Genomic DNA, 18,164 nt, shown 5'->3' with positions numbered 1-18,164 from the left:
AGCGGGGAGCAAAAGTTGAGTGGTTAACGTTGGAGTAACATCATCCCCGCCGTGAATTGCCCAGTCTTTATCCCACCATAGACAGGAGTAACGCTCAGTAATGAATTTGGCAATCTTCTCCGGGAGTGATTCTCAATGAGGCCAGCACAGGAAGACTCTTCTCAAGCAGAATTCGTTGAGAGTGCATTCAAAACCAGTGTTACTGACGAGGAAATCAACAAAATTATTCAAGCGCTGGATGCTGTTGTCAGTGATCTTCGGAATCGTTTCGATACAGATGATCTTCTTGAAGCGGTTCTACGAAGAGAATCTGGAAAAAACGGCATAAAAGGCAGTTTCTCTACTAACAATCAAGACCCGGAACCACTCACCCAACAAGCAGTCATACAGCCGCTAATGACGGCGCTTGGGCACGATAACTGGACAACAGAAGTCAGTGGTGCCTCAGAAGATCGCAGTCGTATTGCTGACTACTCAATTCCACTTGACGAGTACAGTTCTATTGATTCTAAGCAACTACTGATTGAAGCAGAACCCATTAACAAGCCCCTCGATACTCGAGGACACGGTATCTCTCAAGTTGAAGACTGGCTTGGTCAACGTGAATTCGAGAGTGATTTCGGATTTGCAACAGATGGCTTTCGGTGGGTATTCATTCGGTATGACCCTGACACCTATAACCACGATCGCATCAAGACGATAGACCTATCTGATATCTGCCTCACTCTGTTTCTTAATCAGACTGGTTCGCGTGACGACCCCATAACCGTAGTCGAAGCAGGTAGTCGTGCAACCTTGGAGGAGTTCCTTCGTACATTCCAGCACGATAACTTCGTTTCTATTGCCACTGACGCTCGAGAGGTTATCAAGCAGACACAGCAGGACATCACCGATGATTTCTACGACACGTATATCCAGGTCGTCTTTGGTGTCCGACAAGGCGGGGATGTACGTTCTGATCGTTCGCTTGTAGGTGATGGTGTTGAAGCTCCAGAAGCAGCAACCGGTGATGATAACCGGCTATTCGCTGTAAAGACAATGAACCGTCTTCTCTTTGTAAAGTTCCTTGAAGACAAAGGTATCGTACAATCTGATCTCTTAGCCGATCTCAAACAAACCTACGAGAACGGTGCTTACCCCCAGTCATTGTACAAGACATTCGTGGAAACGCTGTTCTTTGACGTAATGAATCAGCGTCCGGAAGAACGGTCTGAGTACGTCGACAACCTTTCTCAATTCAAGGATATTCCATATCTGAATGGCGGATTGTTTCGGCCAGTACTTAGCGAAGACCACGACATCGAGGAACGGGATTTCGACATCAACAATAGTGTCCTCAATTCAATCATTGATCTTCTCGAAAAGTATGCGTTCTCCGCCGATGGTGGGCCATACGATCTTGATCCAAGTGTTCTCGGGAACGTCTTCGAGAAAACAATCAATTATCTCACTGGAGACCCCGCAGACAAAAACAAAGAACTCGGTGCATACTACACCCCAAGTGAGATTACACGCTTCAGTGCAGAACGAACTGTTCGACCGGCTCTTTACGACCGGTTCCAGCCTATCGTACAGGAAGAACTCGGCTGGCCAGACGAAACATTCGACCGCTATGACACCATCTATAGTCTAATTGAAGCACTCCCAGCCGATATGGCTGTACTTGGCCCGCTACTTGAAGAGCTTGATGAGCTTCGCGTTGTTGACCCTGCGATGGGTAGTGGCCACTTCTTGACCAGCGTTCTTGAGGAGATTGTTTCTGTCCGGAAGGCGATATACGCTCAGAATGATGCCTATCCCAATGAATATCGACTAAAGAAAACCACCGTTCAAAACAATATCTATGGTGTCGACATTGTCGGCCCAGCAGTTGAGATCGGGAAGTTGAGGCTTTGGTTATCAATTATCGCCGAGATTACCGAGGAAGACGTGGATGAATTAGACGTTGGTGAGCTGGCCCTTCCGAATATCGCGTTCAACCTTCGACAAGGGAATAGTCTCATTGGGTATACTGGATTTCCGGAAGAAGCCGATGAGAAAGACTCCTACACGCTTGGAAAATACAGCAAACAAAGTGTTAGAGACCGATACAACAACATTATCGAACAAATTGAAAAATACGAAGATGCTGAAGGGTTCCCTGAGCAAGCAGAGAAACATCGGAAGAAGGCGATCGAATATCTTGAAAACGCCCGAGAGGAGCTTGTTCCGAAGCTCCAGCATGATTTCCACAATGCGGGCGTGACGAATATTTCACGCACCAAGGTTGAAGAGTTCGATCCGTTCAATTGGGTATTAGAATTTGCAGAGGTGTATGCTGATGGCGGATTTGATGTTATTGTTGGGAACCCGCCGTGGGAACGGATTAAGCCGAACCGTGAGGATTTCTTCTCACGATATGATCCAGACTTCCGGTCGCTACGTGGTGATAATAAAGATGATCGTATGGAGGAACTTTTGGAACGGGATGATGTGTCTAAGGCCTGGGATGAGTATGAGGAAGGCATAGAGATTCAATCGCAATTCTACAATGGTGGTTCATTCCAAATGCAAAGTGCACAGATCGGTGGGCGAACACAACGAACCGAGAACGATTTATCATCCTTGTTCTTTGAGCGTGTGTTCGAGATAGCAAGGGATGACGGATACGTTGCGCAGGTTCTTCCTGGGCGTATCTTTCACGGAGCCCCGACTAAGACGCTTCGTCAACACCTGCTAAATGAGACTACCGTTGATACGCTAGTCTCCTTCGAGAATCATGGAATATTCGATGACATCGACAACCGCTATAACTTTGGTGTTTTGACATTCGAGAACCGTGGTGAAGCAGATGTACTTAGGGGGATTTTCCAGCACCGTGACCTCAACATCTTGCAGAACACAGAGGATTTAATCGATATCCCGCGACAGGTTCTCACAAATTTTGCACCAAGTTCGATGCTGTTCCCGCGGATTCAATCAGAGGAAGACGTTGGGATGCTTCGTATGGCTGTGCAACATCCTGCTGTCGGTGATAAAGACAGGAATTGGTATGCCGATCCTTTCTATCCTTTGCACAAAACGAGCGATAAAGAACGGTTCTTTGATGAACCGGATGGATGCGACTACGAAATTCTGACTGGAAGGAACTTCTATAGTTACAATCACGATAATACCTTCATCGATCTAGATCCGCCTTTCCAATGGAGTGTCGACGAAGATGTCGACAAGGAACGTAGTGGCAAATGGAGAATCAGAGAGAAGAGACTCTCAGGTCTGAAGAAATCCATTTACAACCAACTTGGTGGCTCTGGGTCGATGGTCGGATACGTAAACGAACGGCTTGAAGAAGCTCGTGGAAAACAGCTGTCTGAATGGGACGTACTGTTGCCATCCACCACGTATCGACTAGGCTTCCGGCGGGTCGCTCGTGGGACTGACGAACGGACTATGATATCAGCTGTGGTACCGCCTGGGCCGGTGTGTGACTATAGTTTCTACGTTTGCGATCCATTTGAGATCTCAGTGTCTGAAGAAGATCTATCCGAATCTCCTCTTCATGGAGTCTACGAGCGGGTATTCACAGACGAAGAGTTGTTCACCGCTCTCGGTCTTATGAACAGTCTTCCGTTTGATTTCCTTATCCGACGTAAAATCGACAATAGCATACCAATGTACAGCTTCGAGGAGACCCAACTCCCTGATTTAACCAGTGGTGACGAATGGTTCGAGTTCATTTGGACAAGAGCTGCTCGGTTGAATTGCTATGGTGATGAGTTTGAAGAGATGCGGGAACGACTCGGTGGCATTGACCCAGCAACGTCTGAGACCGAGCGTCGTAAGTTACAAGCAGAGATTGACGCAGCTGCGATGCATGCGTACCGGATGCAACGAGAACAGGCCGCATTTGTCGTTGAGCAATATCATCGCGTACAAAATCCACGGATTCGAGATGACGAATACTTCGGTCTTGTGCTCAAAAAGTACGACGAAATCGCGTAAAAAGACCAGTCTTCCTCTTTAATACGACGTTGGTGAATTGGAACTGAGGAAATTCCACCGGCTCCGTTTTTCTGAAGGCATCTCCGATTTCAGCGAGGTGGCCATTCCTAAATGGAAGATGCTCACGACTGTTTCGATATTTGTTGGCACTTGCGCGTCGAGAGAAATCAATTCCCGATTTTGCACACACCCCATCGATCGGCGTGTGCAATATAACCGAGCAAAGCACCCATATCGGTCTGGTTGATCAGGCACTCTGTTCGCTTTCGTCCGCTCTTTAAGTACCAACCGTGTTTCAGTGAGTCGAAAAAACTAGAATCTCGGGGGGCGTGTGCACAATCATGCGTCTCCGAATGAACGACCGACGGGAACGACGGTTCGAATACCTCCAGGAAGCGACCGGCGAGAACACGAAGAGCGGTGCCCTTGACGTCGCAGCCGATTACTACCTCGCGATGGCCGGTGGAACGGGAGCATACCCGAACGGCGCCATCGAGGAGCTCATGCAGCTCGCTTGTGAGAAGGGGAACGTGACGCCGGCGGAGATCGCGGAAGTCCTGGGCGACGAGAATCTTCCAATCGAGTATGAACGCAGGTGTTCAGTGGGTCACGATTAGGCGGCTAAAATTAGACCTTGGTACGAGCGCCAATCGATGGGTCTCGTGGCCTCCTTCAGCCTCGTTTCAGAACCACTGTGGGCAGTTCGTGTCTTGGAGGTATTTCTAACGGGAAACCATCTTCTGTTTTCTGCTTCAATTTTTTGGAAGATCTGCCCGATTCGATATGATGACCCGATTGGCATGTTTGGACAAGAGTGCCCGCTGTGCGGCCACGAGTTCGCTCATCGTGAACCACGGTGGCGACATTCTTTCGACAACCACAGGCCAGAGGACGCTGGACTGGCGCTGCTCGGAACGATTCACGCAGACTCCAAAAAGAACAACTTGGCGAGGTTGACTCGCTACCGGACAGTCAGTCCTCACCATCGGTCACCAGCTCCGGGTCGGGACAGTAGACGATCTGCATTGGGAGATCTCTCTTATCGGTCTCGACCTTCTCAGGTAGTGTCCTGAGGTCATCTGCATCGCCACGGGCAGTTAGCGCGAGCGCGAACGCGTCAACGAAATCACCGTTATCAGCTCGATGGGCATCCTCCGAGAGTCCAGCTGATTTGAGGTGTGAAATGATATCAGAGTCAATTGCTTGGAGGGCTCTGACGCGCTCCCAGTAGGCGCTGGCGCCGCCACTAGTTTTGGAGTGAGGCATCGGCCCGTCGGCGAATGCTGCAAAGCAGACCTCTGGGTGGGATTCTCGGAATACGTCCCTCGCAGGTGGTGTGTCACGGAGAAGCTGGTCGATGTTGGCGATTTTCGGGGTGATCCCCCAGCTTTGCCGGCTCAAGCTCCTATCTGTCTGCTCCTCTTGAACGCGTTTCGCGTCCTCATAGGATCCTTCCCTCGTTGCAGCACGAATTGGTGGAGTGAATACGCTCCGGTATCGGTCTGGTTTCAGAAACTCCCGCGCGGCAGAATCACATGGCCGCGGGTTGCCTGTGCGCTCTCGGAGGCCGATCGGGATATCTACGAGAATTTGCTTGGCATTGTCGTGTGCTGCCCAGAGCGCTTCTATCTTCTCGTAGAAATCAGCACCGCTGTACCCTTCGTCCGTGTAGGTGATTGCAATCCAGCCTTCGGAGCAGCCATCGACGCCGACATACATGTCTCAGAGCCCTCGGCCGAGTTGGATGAAAGTTCATGGTGTGGGTTTTTCCGTCGGAGTATTTTATGGAGATAGAATGCCGTGAACTCCATGACTCAGCAGCCGGCTTGAATAAGCCCCTCAAAGGCTGAGAGCTGATTTGAGCTGCTTTGATAACGTCGTCTGAGGGTCGAGGCGCGCGTCAGGATGGATGCTACGGCGGATGAACGTGTACTCTCTTACTTCTCCTTCAGTCTCGGCAACTTCGGTGCTGCCATAGAGCAAGGCGGCAGTTGCATCCTCGCTTGGTCTGAGCAGGTCCACAGCATATGCCAGCACCTGCCGGTGATCATCAAGCTTCTTCTGGTGCTTGAACTTGGCATCTGCGACCCAGAGCCCATCTCCCTCCTGTGTGATTGCAAAGTCAGGGAACCCACTCCCGTGGCCCAAGTTGAGTTCTGTCCTGAAGTACTGACTTACTAATCCTGATTGATCTTTGCTCCTCCGCGGCCGATCACCAGATTGGTTATAATGAAGGGTGATATCACCAGGGAAATCATACGTGCTTTGCAGTCGCTGAGTGGGTTGCTGGCCGGTCAAATCCGAAAGAACCTCAAGTAAGAGCCGCAAGCACCAGAGTTCGTAGGTGTTGCTGAGCGGCTTCAGAGCGGACGTGAAATTCTTCGCTAGCGCGAGTTCAAGGTTGGCATTTTGGAGATATGCCTCCCATAGGTCCACGATGGCTTGAAATGATTGGTCAGCTTGGTCTCGCAGCTGAGACAACACCGCAGCATCAGTGAAGTCAGTTTCGAGAGCGACGTCGCGCAGCTTGTTGAAAATACGTTGCTCGAGTAGATGTTGGTGGTAGGAGAGCTGGCTGTCAAACATCTCACCGTACTGCGGGTACGCTTCGGAGATCTGGACCATTTTGCCAGCCAGCTCCGCATGGAATCGAACTAGGAGCCTGTTCTGAAGCGTGTCCGGTGTGAAATTCACTTCTGTGGACACCACTTCTCCTGAACGCTGAGCAGCCTTCCGCATCGTCTGGTTGGGCTTAATCCGGCCGCGTGGCTCCGGGCCATGCCGCTCGTTGCGCTCCACCTCGACGGGTGGACGTTGAGCCAATAGTGCCTCAGTCTGCTCAATCAGGGCGTTGCTAATCGGTGCAATTTGCGCGTAGCGGTCGAGCAGCACGTCCGGATTCAACGGAAGTGCCGCGCTGATTGTGCTGGGGCCAATAATCTCAGCCCAATCTTGGACTTCATTCGCTATCTGTAAGTACTGGTCCTTGCTAAGCTTCTGCCCATTGCTCCGGTAATCTCGGGGAAGAATCTCCACAGCGGGCGTCAGCTCACCGACCCAACTTTTCGGATCCAGCGAGCCCTCTTTGTACTCTGGAGGGTCTTCATCAATTGTCAGAGCATCGCCATCTGCTGGTTCAACAAATCGTCCAGAACCAGTGCGTTCCGTCCGCTCACCAGCATCATCTCTGGCTTTCAGCGATTTTTTAATTGCGCTGACTACGAGGTTGACTCGCTTGTTCAGATGGGATTGCTGGTCGCTATCTAGCTCCGGTCGATCCTGCACTCGGTTCCACGTGTAGGTCTCAAAGGTGGTCATGGTCAACCAAGGATAGAGTGCGAGTCGAGTGCGTCCTCCAGTCGGCTGGCAGTTTCGGAGAGGCCCAAATTCTCTGCGAGAACGATAATCTTCTTGAACTCGCTCTCGATCTTGTCGTCTTGGCTGAGGGCGTCTGCCTGTCGAAGGTCACTCATGACATTTTCGAACTGGGGGACTAGGTACGCACAGCAGGCCTGATCAACGGTTTCCTGGTCCGCCTCATTAGGGAATGCCAGTTCATACGCAAGAACGTAAGCGACGACGTCCATAACGATGGCTCGCCCGACCTCAATCACTTCATGCTCGGTGGCTGCATTGGACAGCGCTAGAACAGCACGGATGAAGTTATCTCCCTCGAGCCCCATGTCACTCTCCAGAACGGTCTTGAGGCCCTCGTTGATTCGAGGATTGCTCGCGAACTGGGGATAGAGGGCCCGTGGATCGACCTCTGGCGCGCCCTCCGTCTGATGCTCATCCTGCTCGGCGTAGTTCAGACGATCTGCTGCCCATGAGGCAACCGCCTTCACATCTGACGCAGAGACCGATTCAAGAGCCTCACTGGCATCAATTTTCGGCACGGTGTACTCGCTCGGTTTGACAGAGGTCGAGCCACTCGATCCAAGCTGTGAGGGAACTTCGAGGAAAGCGAATCGTCGACGGAATGCATACCCAAGTGAGAACAACTGTGCCAAGTCGTAGGTGTTCTGCGTCGCCAGAATGCGGAACGCGTACGGCAGGGGTTGCGTCTCGTTTGCGTACTCGAGGGCTTTGCTGGCCCGGTACTCGAGGTCAAGCAGTGTGAAGACGTCACCGAAGGCTTGGTCGAGGTTTGCTCTGTTCAGCTCGTCGATGAGCAACCAGCTAGGTCGGGCCGAATTATCGAGGCTCTCTGCACAGTCCTTTGCGACCCCCGTGATGATACCCTGCTCGGGATGCCAGTCCGAGGCATCATTATCGACTTCTCTCGGGGTGTCTGCTGGGCCTGGTGCCCAGCCCCCGACCATGTCGTAGTTTGTCCATTCAGCATTTGCTGTCTCGATTGTGAGGGCATGCTGGCCGCAGATGGCTTTGCTCAGCTGCTTTGCCGCATGGGTTTTCCCTGTACCTGGTGGCCCGTAGAAGACGATATTCCGTCCTGCAATGAGATGTGCGAATGCCTCCTTTAGAAGATCAGCTCTGTCGGACTCTGAGATTTCTTCCACCGCCCGAACACCAGAGCCGTGATGCCAATCGAAGATCACGGCAAGTTCCTGCTGCGACAGCTCGTTAATGCCACGTCGCCAGATCTCTCCTTTGTCAATGAGGGGATTAACGGCCTCGAGGTCGATCGGCTCAATCCACTCAAGACGCCTGGTTTTCGCGACCCATTCTTTCTCTCCATCTTCATTTATTGTCTTAAGCTGGACATCACCTAGTGTACCAGCTGCAACGATTGCCCAGAAGTCCTCTTGCTGCTCAAGGGCGGCAAACGGCACTTCTTCTGACCGCTCAATGGCTGTTTTGAGCTGATCATATCCTGGGATACCTTCCTTGAAGTGGTACTCATTGGATATCTCGTCGCTATACTCGCCAGAATTTATCGTGAGGAGAAACTGTGAGCTGCTCTCCTGGAGGGCGTCTTGTATGGGCTCGAGGTTTGAGGTGTTATGAGTTCCCCTTAGGCCGGCCGGGGTCCACAATGAGGCGTCCTCAGATGATGGAACGGCTGGTCTAGTTTGACCAAGCTCTCCGAATAGGTTTTCGAGAATTGTGTTTGCACCCCCTCCCTTTAGAGAAATCTTAAAATTCACCTGCTGGAACATCCCTGAAATATCATATAGATGGGGTGAAATATCGCCTGCATTGGCAAACTCTCGGATCTCTTCCCTGAATTGCGATCGTGTGATATCTGGTTCTAAAACCGGAGTTGTAGAAAAGATAATATCGCTATACCTCTCACTTCCATGGAGGGATTCTGCGATTTCCTCACGAACTGGCTTCGGGAGGTCATCAAGAACTATATCAGCACGTTGGAGATACTCAACCGAAGAAGTCCCTTTCCCAGAGATATGTGCAATCCAGTCACCCGACTGGATTGAGTGGAATTCTCGTGAGTTCTTTGTACACCAAGCGGTTAGGTGTTCTGCCTCGAGTGCCCACCGGACTTGATTCCGCACATCTGGAAGCTTCTCGAGTGCCTCTGCTACCTCGTTCCGTTCTTCCTCTGAAAGTGGTGACCCCACGGAACCATGCAAATTGTCGAGAAAAGCGTCGCCGGAGCCATAGTTCTCGTATAGCTGTGTGACCCCTTGAGGTACAGAATTTGCTTCGTTTGGTCTAACACAATGAGTTTTCTTCGCTGCTGCCAGATTTGGCACAGAACTCAGATGAGTGCTTGCTTTTCGAGATTCGAGTGAATCGTCGGCTTCTAGCTTCTTCTGCAGTTCCTCGAATGAACTCTGTTTTTTCGTTACTGCGGTGTTCTGTTCAAAGAGGTTATCCTCGAGCGTTAGCCCATTATCAAGGTCGTCGAGGTTAACTTGCCAGTTGATACGTCGGAAGTGACAATCTGAGCTATCCCCGACTGGGAGATCCTGGTCATGCTCATACTCGCTGGCAACAATACCAATGCCTTGAGGAGTGTCGACTCCAGATTTGGCGATTACAATGTCGCCAACCTCAATTTTGTCGACGAATCGATAGAGGAACTGCTCCCGTGAATTCCCATTGACGGGAGCATCCCGGCTGGGGCTTCGCTCTGCAACGTCATCGGGGTCAGATACACCAGCCATACTCGGGTCATCACTATCCCAACCAAGAGCGATGAGTCCCGCGTCGTGGTACTCACTCCATCCATCGTTCGTTCCAATGGCCCAGACGTTTACCACGTCAAAGGGAGAACAGTCCGAGTTGTCTTCCATCTACTCCTCAATTTTCACGAGCTCAGAAAGTAGTATCGCATGAGATGGTAGCTAAATCAGAATCATGCCATGCAAACCTAAACAGCAAGTAAAAACTGCATCTGTAACTCACGCTCTGGCCGGTCGGCCTCTACCCCCGGACGTATTTCCGTGATAGTACGGTAGGACGTCATATGCCTCTTCAGACCAGTCGTGCCTTCGTTTCCACTCTCTTCGACTGGCATCAGGAGAACAGATGACACGGCTTGCCCTTGTACAAATCCAAAGGTAATGCCTTCAAGACGCTGGTCGCGGAGATTCTCCTCCAGTGCACCTCGGCGTCCGCTGTCTCTGATGGTTACGTGCCATTCATAGCTCTCTATTCCACGCCGAATTGCGTGGTAGTGGCCACCTCGGGCGAAATCACGCAGATGAGCGCTCCACTGAAGCTCACGAAACGCGCTGGTTATCTCGGACGCTGCTCCGGACAGATCCTGGAGCGACGCGATGGGGAAGTGTCTCGACGCCGGAGTGACATCCGGACTTCCACGGAGTAGGTGACTACACCGTGTGCTCGGTGGCAGTGCACGCGTTCGGCGAGGGGGTGAAGGCAGAACCGTCGTTTCCCGGTGCCTACCCCCGCGTGAATCTGTGTCGCGGGATTATATTCCAAGGAGGGGGCGTTCAAATGTAGGCCAATCGGATAATGCGGAAGGCACCCATCTCGACGAAATCACCGCTATCATGCAGCATGATATTCGGCATCCGACATGGATATACTATCTACAGTCAGGATCCAAATCGTTGTATCCCACTACAATGGTTTTTTCTGAGCTGTAGAAGTTACTATCTCTCCCCGAGCGATCGACACCACTGAAGAAATCACTCCCAGATTTAGATTTTCGTCGTAGCGAAGTATTCAACACACATACCGATAGACAGTAACATACCCAATGGCTGGACTCGATCCTCTCGTCGACAACAGTGGCCGTACGCTTGAGGATACTTTCAAACAGGTCATTCCTGGAAGTGAGGAGATCAGAATTTCTACCGGGTACTTCTATGTTTCCGGGTTCGATTTAATAAAAGACGATCTGGAGAATTTGCGGGATCCGGACGGGATGGATCACGCCCCGTTCCGTATTCTGATGGGGCGGAAGACCAATCAATCCACAGCAGACGAAATCAGCGAAGGGAAGAGTCTCTTCGATCAGTTTCAACGAGAATTGAAGGACGATATTCAGAGCCTGAACAACGCCCAAGTGGAGCGATTGGATAGGCTGCGGGACTTCATCGCCAACGATATCGTCGACGTCAGAGTCCGTAATCCAGAGCAGGGGTACTTTCATGCCAAGGGTGCGTGCTTCCGCGAAGCGGTTGATGACCCCAGCGTTCGCGAAGGTGACACTGACCGTCGCGAGGTAACTACCATTGTGGGGTCATCGAACTTCTCACAGAGCGGGCAACGCCACAACATCGAACTCAATCTCACCAGCAAAGAACGAGGCGATGGAGAGGCATTCGAGGACTGGTACGACAACCAGTGGGCGAATGCAGAGGATTTCAGCGAGGAAATAGTCAGTATCATCGAGAACAGCGAGCGCTACAAAAAATGGCAGAAACAGAAGGGAGGCGGTGACATCGATACAGAGCTGGGTACGTTTATCGAGCCCTTCGAGATGTACAAGCTTCTCGCCTATGACGAACTGAACGGGAACGTCAGTATCCGTGATAGCCCACTCTATTACTTCCAGACACTCGGATACGAGAGTGCAAAGACGAAGCTCTCACAGTACGATGGCTGCATAATCTCCGATTCGGTCGGTTTAGGCAAGTCGTTCATCGGGAGCGAACTCCTTTACGATTATCGAGAACAAGGTGACCGGTGTCTCCTCATCGTTCCGGCCAATCTAACTGGCCAGTGGCGCGACCTCCTCCAAGAAACGACAGATGAAGACGGAGACCCATTCTTCGGCCTCGAAGTGGATGGAGAACACCTGCAGGTCATGAGTATCAGCAAATTCCAGAACCTCACATATGAGGAGGTGAACGCTCTGGACGACCGGTTTGACGTAGTACTCATCGACGAAGCTCACCGGTTCCGAAATCACGGGAAGTGGAATCCAGATCCGGTTGACGACGACGATTACAAAGGAACGCGTCGGCATGCGAACGTTCGCCTCCTCCGGAATAACACGATAATAATGCTGACTGCGACGCCAATCAATAATTCAGCTACCGACCTCAAGAATCTCATCGGGTTGTTCACCGATGAAAACGAGCTGATGAACAAGGCATCGCTGAAATTCAGTGCCTTTGACGAATACATCGACCTCGCTGCGGAGCGTAAGCGGATTGCTGCCGGGAAAGACGAAGCCTCTGAGGAGGACCAGCGCCAGATGACAGAGCAGCTCAAGCGCCACTCGGACGAGATTTCTGAGATACTCAACGAGGTGATGGTGCTCCGAACTCGAAAACACGTCAAGGAGACGCTGACCGATCAAGATGAATTCGATATGAGCTTCAAGCCGCCAGAGCTCAACAAGGAGCAGTACTCCCTCCCACCCGCCTACCAGCCCATTTATCGTATGCTCCCGGACGTGATGGATGCACTCCACCTCCCACATATTACAATCAAAAATCCACAGGCAGGCGGGACGTTGAAAGCACTGTACAAACTAAACCTGCTGAAACGCCTCGAATCATCCACGTACGCCTTCGTCCAATCAATTCAGACGTTACACGAGAGTGAACGTTCACTCCTTGGATTCCTTGACGGACTCCCCGAGGACGAAGATATCGATGTACTCCGTACAATCGGTGGCGATGGAGCGGGAACGACATTAGAGGATTTCGTTGAGGGAGCGGACGCAGCTGAAGACCTAGAGCAAACGCTCGAAGAGTTCGGATTCGACAGTGGTGCCCTTCAGGCAGATGGAGGCGACGCAGACGACGAACTAGCCGATGCCACGGTGGGAGAGGTGAAAACGTACATTCGCGAAGACCTGACGCTCCTTGCGTACTTCCTCTCCCGGTTCATCGGCCGTGTAGCCCGCGACTCCGGATCGATCGCCGATCTGGAGGTCGAACTGGAACAGTGGCTCGCTGATCACGGTGCAGCAGTTCTTCCAGATGTGCCCGAAGACGACCCGAGCCCTATCCTCTATCCCCAGCACGATTTAAGCGAAGCCGACGGCGCCACGCTGGACTTCTACAAAGCGGTATTCGCGCTCCGAGAGTTCCGTGATCCCAAGATCGACCGGCTGGCCGAGGTCTTGAACGGATACGACCAGAAGGTACTCATTTTTACCCAGTACCGCGCGACCGCAGACTACGTCCACCGGACACTCGTCGACGACGACTCGTCCCCCATGACGTTGGAGAACAGTGCAGTCGTGAAGGGCGGTGACGAGAACAAGCAAGACATCATTAAACGGTTCGCACCAGAGGCGTCAGGATATCAGCAGACGTTAGCCGAGAGTGACGAGACAGAGTTGCAGTACGTGGTCGCGACAGACACCCTCAGCGAGGGTGTGAACCTTCAGGACATCTCAGTGGTCATCAACTACGACCTGCCATGGAACCCCATGCGAATCGTCCAGCGTGTTGGTCGCATCGACCGTATCGGATCGACCGCGGACAAGTACGTACATAATTTCTATCCAGACGGAGACATAGAGGCCGCAATCAAGCTTCTCCAGCGCTTGCAGGCGAAGATCAACGACATTGCACTTATTGTCGGAAAAGAGAACAACATCCTTGACCCGAACGAAGATGCGGTGCTTGAGAAGGCAGGAGTCGAGACGGAGAAGACGATCGGAGAACTGGAGATTGAGGAGATCGAGTCGTCGATTCGAGAATCCCGTGAGGTGACCGACTACAACGAGCTGGACGACACCTCGAAGAACCCGCTGCTACGAAACGCTGGGAGTGACGAAAACGCGGCATTCGAACGTGTGCTACTCAAAGAAGAGCTGAACGACGACTATGGACTCTCTTCAGAGGACTTCGAATTCGCGGAGGACTATTTCGAGGAACAGACTGACGAACGCGAGTTCCTCTACACGAACGCCATGGACCACGATACCGGGCCGCGCCCGGGTGTCTTTGGTCTTGTCCATCTGTGGTTCGAGAATGATGAGACAGGAGAACCCGAAGACGCCCCGCTTGGACGTGTACGGCGAGCGTTGTACTACAAGCCGTTCAGTGGTGATCTGAAGGAGCGGCCCGTTGGTACACTCGGCATCGAACCGGAAACACAAGGTGAACAACTTTCCGGGAACACCGACAGAGTAATGGCGAACAGGGAGTTGATTGAGAAGCATCTCACCGAGCGGTTAGAGGAGATACGTGAAGGGCAGGTCGAGGAAGTGTTTAGCGGCGGTGGTCAGTCAGCCACGCAGGAGATGCTACTCGACATGATGCAGATGAGAATCCTCCCGAAGTACGGCGACCAGCCCGCCCCTGTAGACGGGCATGACACGGTCGGAGAGTGGACGAATGCCTTGTTCGACCGGCTGGACCGAGTCAAGCTCAAACACACAGATGAAGATCGAGTGTTGCGAGAAACCTTCCGGGAACACCCAGACTACACTTCGCTCGGCGACTGGCCGGTTGAGGAGTTCCTTATCGAACTGGAGGCGTTCATCGAGGACAATATCGAAGCGTCTGCGGAGTATCAGACCACTCTTGTGGGTGAGAGCGCTGTCCAGGCTCGGCTCATCTGCTGGGGCGTCATCGGCCAGTAGGTCACACTATTCAGCCGAGCTTGCGTCTAACTGGCGAGCCATTGACTATTGTGTCTGAGGGCAGCGCCTATTTCCAATAAAGGAAAAATGCTCGTCATTAGCTCTGTGAAATTCTCTATGTGTGAGTATCTACAACTGAGATTCGATTTTCTTCAGATCTGCTGCGAAACGAGCGATTTCCGAATCTTTCTCAACCGGGCCATCGTAGACCTGCTTTATTCGTTGCTCGACATTGGATTCCGTGCGGTTGGTCGCCTCGGCGACGTTTCGAATGGCCCGCCGTGCTCGATCCACCTCCACCGGAAGTTTCTGTTGTCGTGTCTGGACGTGCAACGGAATTGGCTCTAGTTCCAAGAACTCGGCTACGACTTGGTCTCTGTAATCACTCCCCGGAGCAAACCGGTAGAATACCTCGTCGGTTGCAGCTGCTTGTTCGTCCGTGAGCGGTCGGTTCGCGTTGTTGACTAGGTCACCTAATCCCATGCATAGTCACCTATGTAGGGTGGGATAATTGAGCGCAGTCCATAGTGTGCCAATTACTAGTTGCAGTGTTCAGCATACTATGCAAAAAGTATTAGTGTCAGTTCTATCTGGGCGATTTTATACAATTTCGAACAGAGCCAAGCGGATCTATTCAAACGGAGGCCGTAGGTCTCGCCACCGCAGATCCAATTGTACGCCTGAGTCTATTTGGATACGGTAGAGGAACGAGTCTCGCTCATCACTGGTGGAAGCACCTGCATCGTCGCGAATTACGTCAACAACCTCTCCATGCTCACAATGGTATCGATAGTCCGGGTCATCCTTATCTGGGATGTCGATCCGAACTCTGTCCATATTTCAGCACTTTGCATCTCTACAATCACCAGTCAATATCGCCGACCTTCGACCGCCGGAGTTCAGACAGGCTCATCTCGTGTTCTGGGTGTAGCCAGTACGGGTATCCATTGACGTTGAACTCACGACCGGTCGCTTGTTCGAGTACCTCTTGAGCCAAAGCAGTGAATGAGTACTCTGCACCGTTTTCCAGCCACTCCACGTTGTCACTCCGTCCCGTCTTCCCAGTAATCCGGGCTCGCCAGAAGTCGTCCTCTGGGTCGTACTCCCGCTCAGCATCGTCTGGTAGGCTTTCCTCGTCGAACAGGACGACATCCCCCTCTTTGACGAGCCCTGCCTCGAGCAGAACTGTGATCGCCCTTTCAGCGCGACTCGACGACCGACTCTGCTGACGTTCCTTCTGCCGGCGCTTGGCCATGTACTCCTCGGCCTCTGGGATGGGGAGCACTTGTCGGGCACTGACGAAAACCTCCTCGTCACGTTGGTGGACGTCCAGTTCGATGCAGGTGATATCCATCCCGTACTCACGTTCGAGCCATACGACTGGGGTTGTGATCTCCGGGCCGAAGCTGCCAGCGGCGAGTAAAATCCGTGGTCGATCATCCAGAACGAAATCCGCGTAGCCGTCCTCTGTGGTGACGACGTCCTCACCGAGGAATTCGCTGAATTGTTCGCCAACGGCCTCTGGTGTCAGTTGGTTGTCCTCGTCGCGACGATTGTTCCAGAAAGCCCGGTAATCCTGCTGGAGTTCCTCAGCGCTGATGGTCGAGCAGTAGCTAGCGTACTTGATGGCCTGGAGGTCAGTCGTCTCGTCGGCGCTGTCCCGCTTCAATTCGATTACCACGAGTTTTCCGTCGGAGTCGAGTGCCAATACGTCGGGACGTTCGGTAGTCCGGTCGAACTTAGCGTACTGGGAGGCAACCACAAGTAGGTCTTCGCCGAGTAACGAAGGTGTCTCGATAATCCACTCTTCAATCTCAGCTTCGGTTAGATTGAGAGCATCAAAGCTAGTTGGTTCGAGCGCGGTGACACCCTTGTCGTTGACGTGGTAGACCATTGTTGTTGCGCAGTGATGTGTTGCTCTTCAGGCCCTACTCAAAAGGCCCCTCCTGCTCAAGCTGATCAAACTTCTCAAAAACCAAATCAAAGTATTCCTCAGTCATTCTCCGAGCCTTCGAGACCCGATGGAAGTCATCGAGAATAAACTGAGTTTCCCGCCGATCAAATCCGTAGGCGTGAAATGCAGCAGCGTCGATTTCAGCCTGTAATCGCTCCCTTTCCGGTTCTTCGATAACTGGATCAATTCCACCCAACCTGGTGCGCATTTCCTCAAATTCTTCTCCAAGGCAATTCAATTTCGCTGCTCTGTCTGCGATGTAATGGAACCAGTTGTCCCCCTTCGTTAGCCTTGGTACCTGTGATTCAAGGAACTTATACATAACTACCGACACATCGACTTTCGTTCTCATTAGGAAGTCAAACGGAACGCTGTTCAAGAGCCCTACTGCTACAAAAAGCTCTTTGTCGGTGAACTCCCGTTCGTACACATTGTGCAGGGGGGACTCAGAGAGGTGTTCCTTTTTCGGTTTAATGTCAAAAGGCCGAATTACACGGAGTTTCTCCGTACAGACAACTCCCTTTGGTAGTACTGTTGCAATCATCGTCCGTTCGTCTGTCGAACGAGCAATGTCTCGGTAACCAATTCTGTAAGTAGTACAATCAAGACGTACATCATCCATAGAAAGCGGTTCACCTCGATGTTCCTCGAGGAGGTCATTGACGAAGCCTTTCTGGGAACCAGTCCCATCGAAAGCATCGTACAGTGCCCGCTTCAGAACCTTCGTATTCTTTTTCTGGATTCGTCTTTTTGAACTTACATCTGGGTCATCGCTCTCAACACTCCAAAGACGAACCCCATCCAACCCGTCCATATGTCGGGGGTGCGGAATATATTGATAGATGTTTCTACCACCGAATACTGGATATTCCCCTTCTGACTCCGTTTCAACGGTTGTGTCGAGGTCATATGCATTTTTTAGCTCCAAATATGGTTGCATCCGCCATCTTTCGCCAATATCGTCGCCAATCGGGGGGAATTCGGTGATCTTGTCCAGAATATCAACATACTGTTCTGACTGGATATACGGTACTGTACGTGCCTCTGGCGAGTACTCTTTCAGGATTTTCCCACTTACTTCTATCAGTTTTGAATCAACGTCTCGCAAAACATCGACATTACCAATTTCAAACTTAGTTCGAACGAGGTCTGTAGTTGATGAATTGGCGAACTTAATGATGCCAAACTTGTACTGGGGGTGGATATCTTGGAAGATTCCGTGATTCTCAAAAAGTGCCAAGACGTCAAGATTTGTCTCTTCAAGAAGGTGAACACGGAGGTCTT

At 51.8% G+C, this 18,164-nt stretch carries 9 protein-coding genes and 1 pseudogene; 3 read left to right on the top strand and 7 right to left on the bottom strand.

Annotation, left to right across the window (positions count from 1 at the left end; all coding sequences use genetic code 11):
* Positions 1-135: 135 nt before the first annotated feature.
* Both AC5FRV_RS20600 and AC5FRV_RS20595 read left to right on the top strand, forming a co-directional pair.
* Positions 136-3,981, top strand: a complete 3,846-nt coding sequence (locus AC5FRV_RS20600) for an Eco57I restriction-modification methylase domain-containing protein (protein WP_493562959.1) — start codon at positions 136-138, stop codon at positions 3,979-3,981.
* A 353-nt stretch (positions 3,982-4,334) separates the two neighbouring features.
* Positions 4,335-4,598 (top strand): hypothetical protein, encoded by a 264-nt coding sequence (locus AC5FRV_RS20595; protein ID WP_493562958.1) that lies wholly within the window; start codon positions 4,335-4,337, stop codon positions 4,596-4,598.
* A gap of 355 nt (positions 4,599-4,953) precedes the next feature.
* On the opposite strand, the gene AC5FRV_RS20590 is transcribed toward AC5FRV_RS20595, so the two are convergent.
* From AC5FRV_RS20590 to AC5FRV_RS20580, 3 genes are all read right to left on the bottom strand, one after another.
* Positions 4,954-5,700, bottom strand: coding sequence for a DUF429 domain-containing protein (locus AC5FRV_RS20590; RefSeq protein WP_493562957.1), 747 nt, complete (start codon positions 5,698-5,700; stop codon positions 4,954-4,956).
* A gap of 120 nt (positions 5,701-5,820) precedes the next feature.
* Entirely contained in the window at positions 5,821-7,299 is a 1,479-nt protein-coding gene (locus AC5FRV_RS20585) for a hypothetical protein (RefSeq protein WP_493562956.1), read from the bottom strand.
* Between the two features lie 2 nt (positions 7,300-7,301).
* Positions 7,302-10,199, bottom strand: coding sequence for an AAA family ATPase (locus AC5FRV_RS20580; protein ID WP_493562955.1), 2,898 nt, complete (start codon positions 10,197-10,199; stop codon positions 7,302-7,304).
* Positions 10,200-11,131: 932 nt separating this feature from the next.
* Between AC5FRV_RS20580 and AC5FRV_RS20575 the strand changes: the two genes are divergently transcribed.
* Complete coding sequence (locus AC5FRV_RS20575) at positions 11,132-14,926, top strand: helicase-related protein (RefSeq protein WP_493562954.1); 3,795 nt, start codon at positions 11,132-11,134, stop codon at positions 14,924-14,926.
* A gap of 129 nt (positions 14,927-15,055) precedes the next feature.
* On the opposite strand, the gene AC5FRV_RS20570 is transcribed toward AC5FRV_RS20575, so the two are convergent.
* From AC5FRV_RS20570 to AC5FRV_RS20555, 4 genes and pseudogenes are all read right to left on the bottom strand, one after another.
* Complete coding sequence (locus AC5FRV_RS20570) at positions 15,056-15,409, bottom strand: hypothetical protein (protein ID WP_493562953.1); 354 nt, start codon at positions 15,407-15,409, stop codon at positions 15,056-15,058.
* Between the two features lie 147 nt (positions 15,410-15,556).
* Positions 15,557-15,763 carry a DUF8139 family protein gene (locus tag AC5FRV_RS20565; protein WP_493562952.1) on the bottom strand — a complete coding sequence of 69 codons (207 nt, stop codon included), beginning with the start codon at positions 15,761-15,763 and terminating at the stop codon, positions 15,557-15,559.
* Positions 15,764-15,788: 25 nt separating this feature from the next.
* Entirely contained in the window at positions 15,789-16,820 is a 1,032-nt protein-coding gene (locus AC5FRV_RS20560) for an endonuclease NucS domain-containing protein (RefSeq protein WP_493562951.1), read from the bottom strand.
* 34 nt (positions 16,821-16,854) lie between these two features.
* Positions 16,855-18,164, bottom strand: a pseudogene (locus tag AC5FRV_RS20555) (Eco57I restriction-modification methylase domain-containing protein); the annotation flags it as partial.

The organism is Halomicrobium sp. HArcel3 (genome assembly GCF_058933135.1).
The sequence above is the reverse complement of the archived record's forward strand: the minus strand, read 5'-3'. Positions and strand labels throughout refer to the sequence as shown.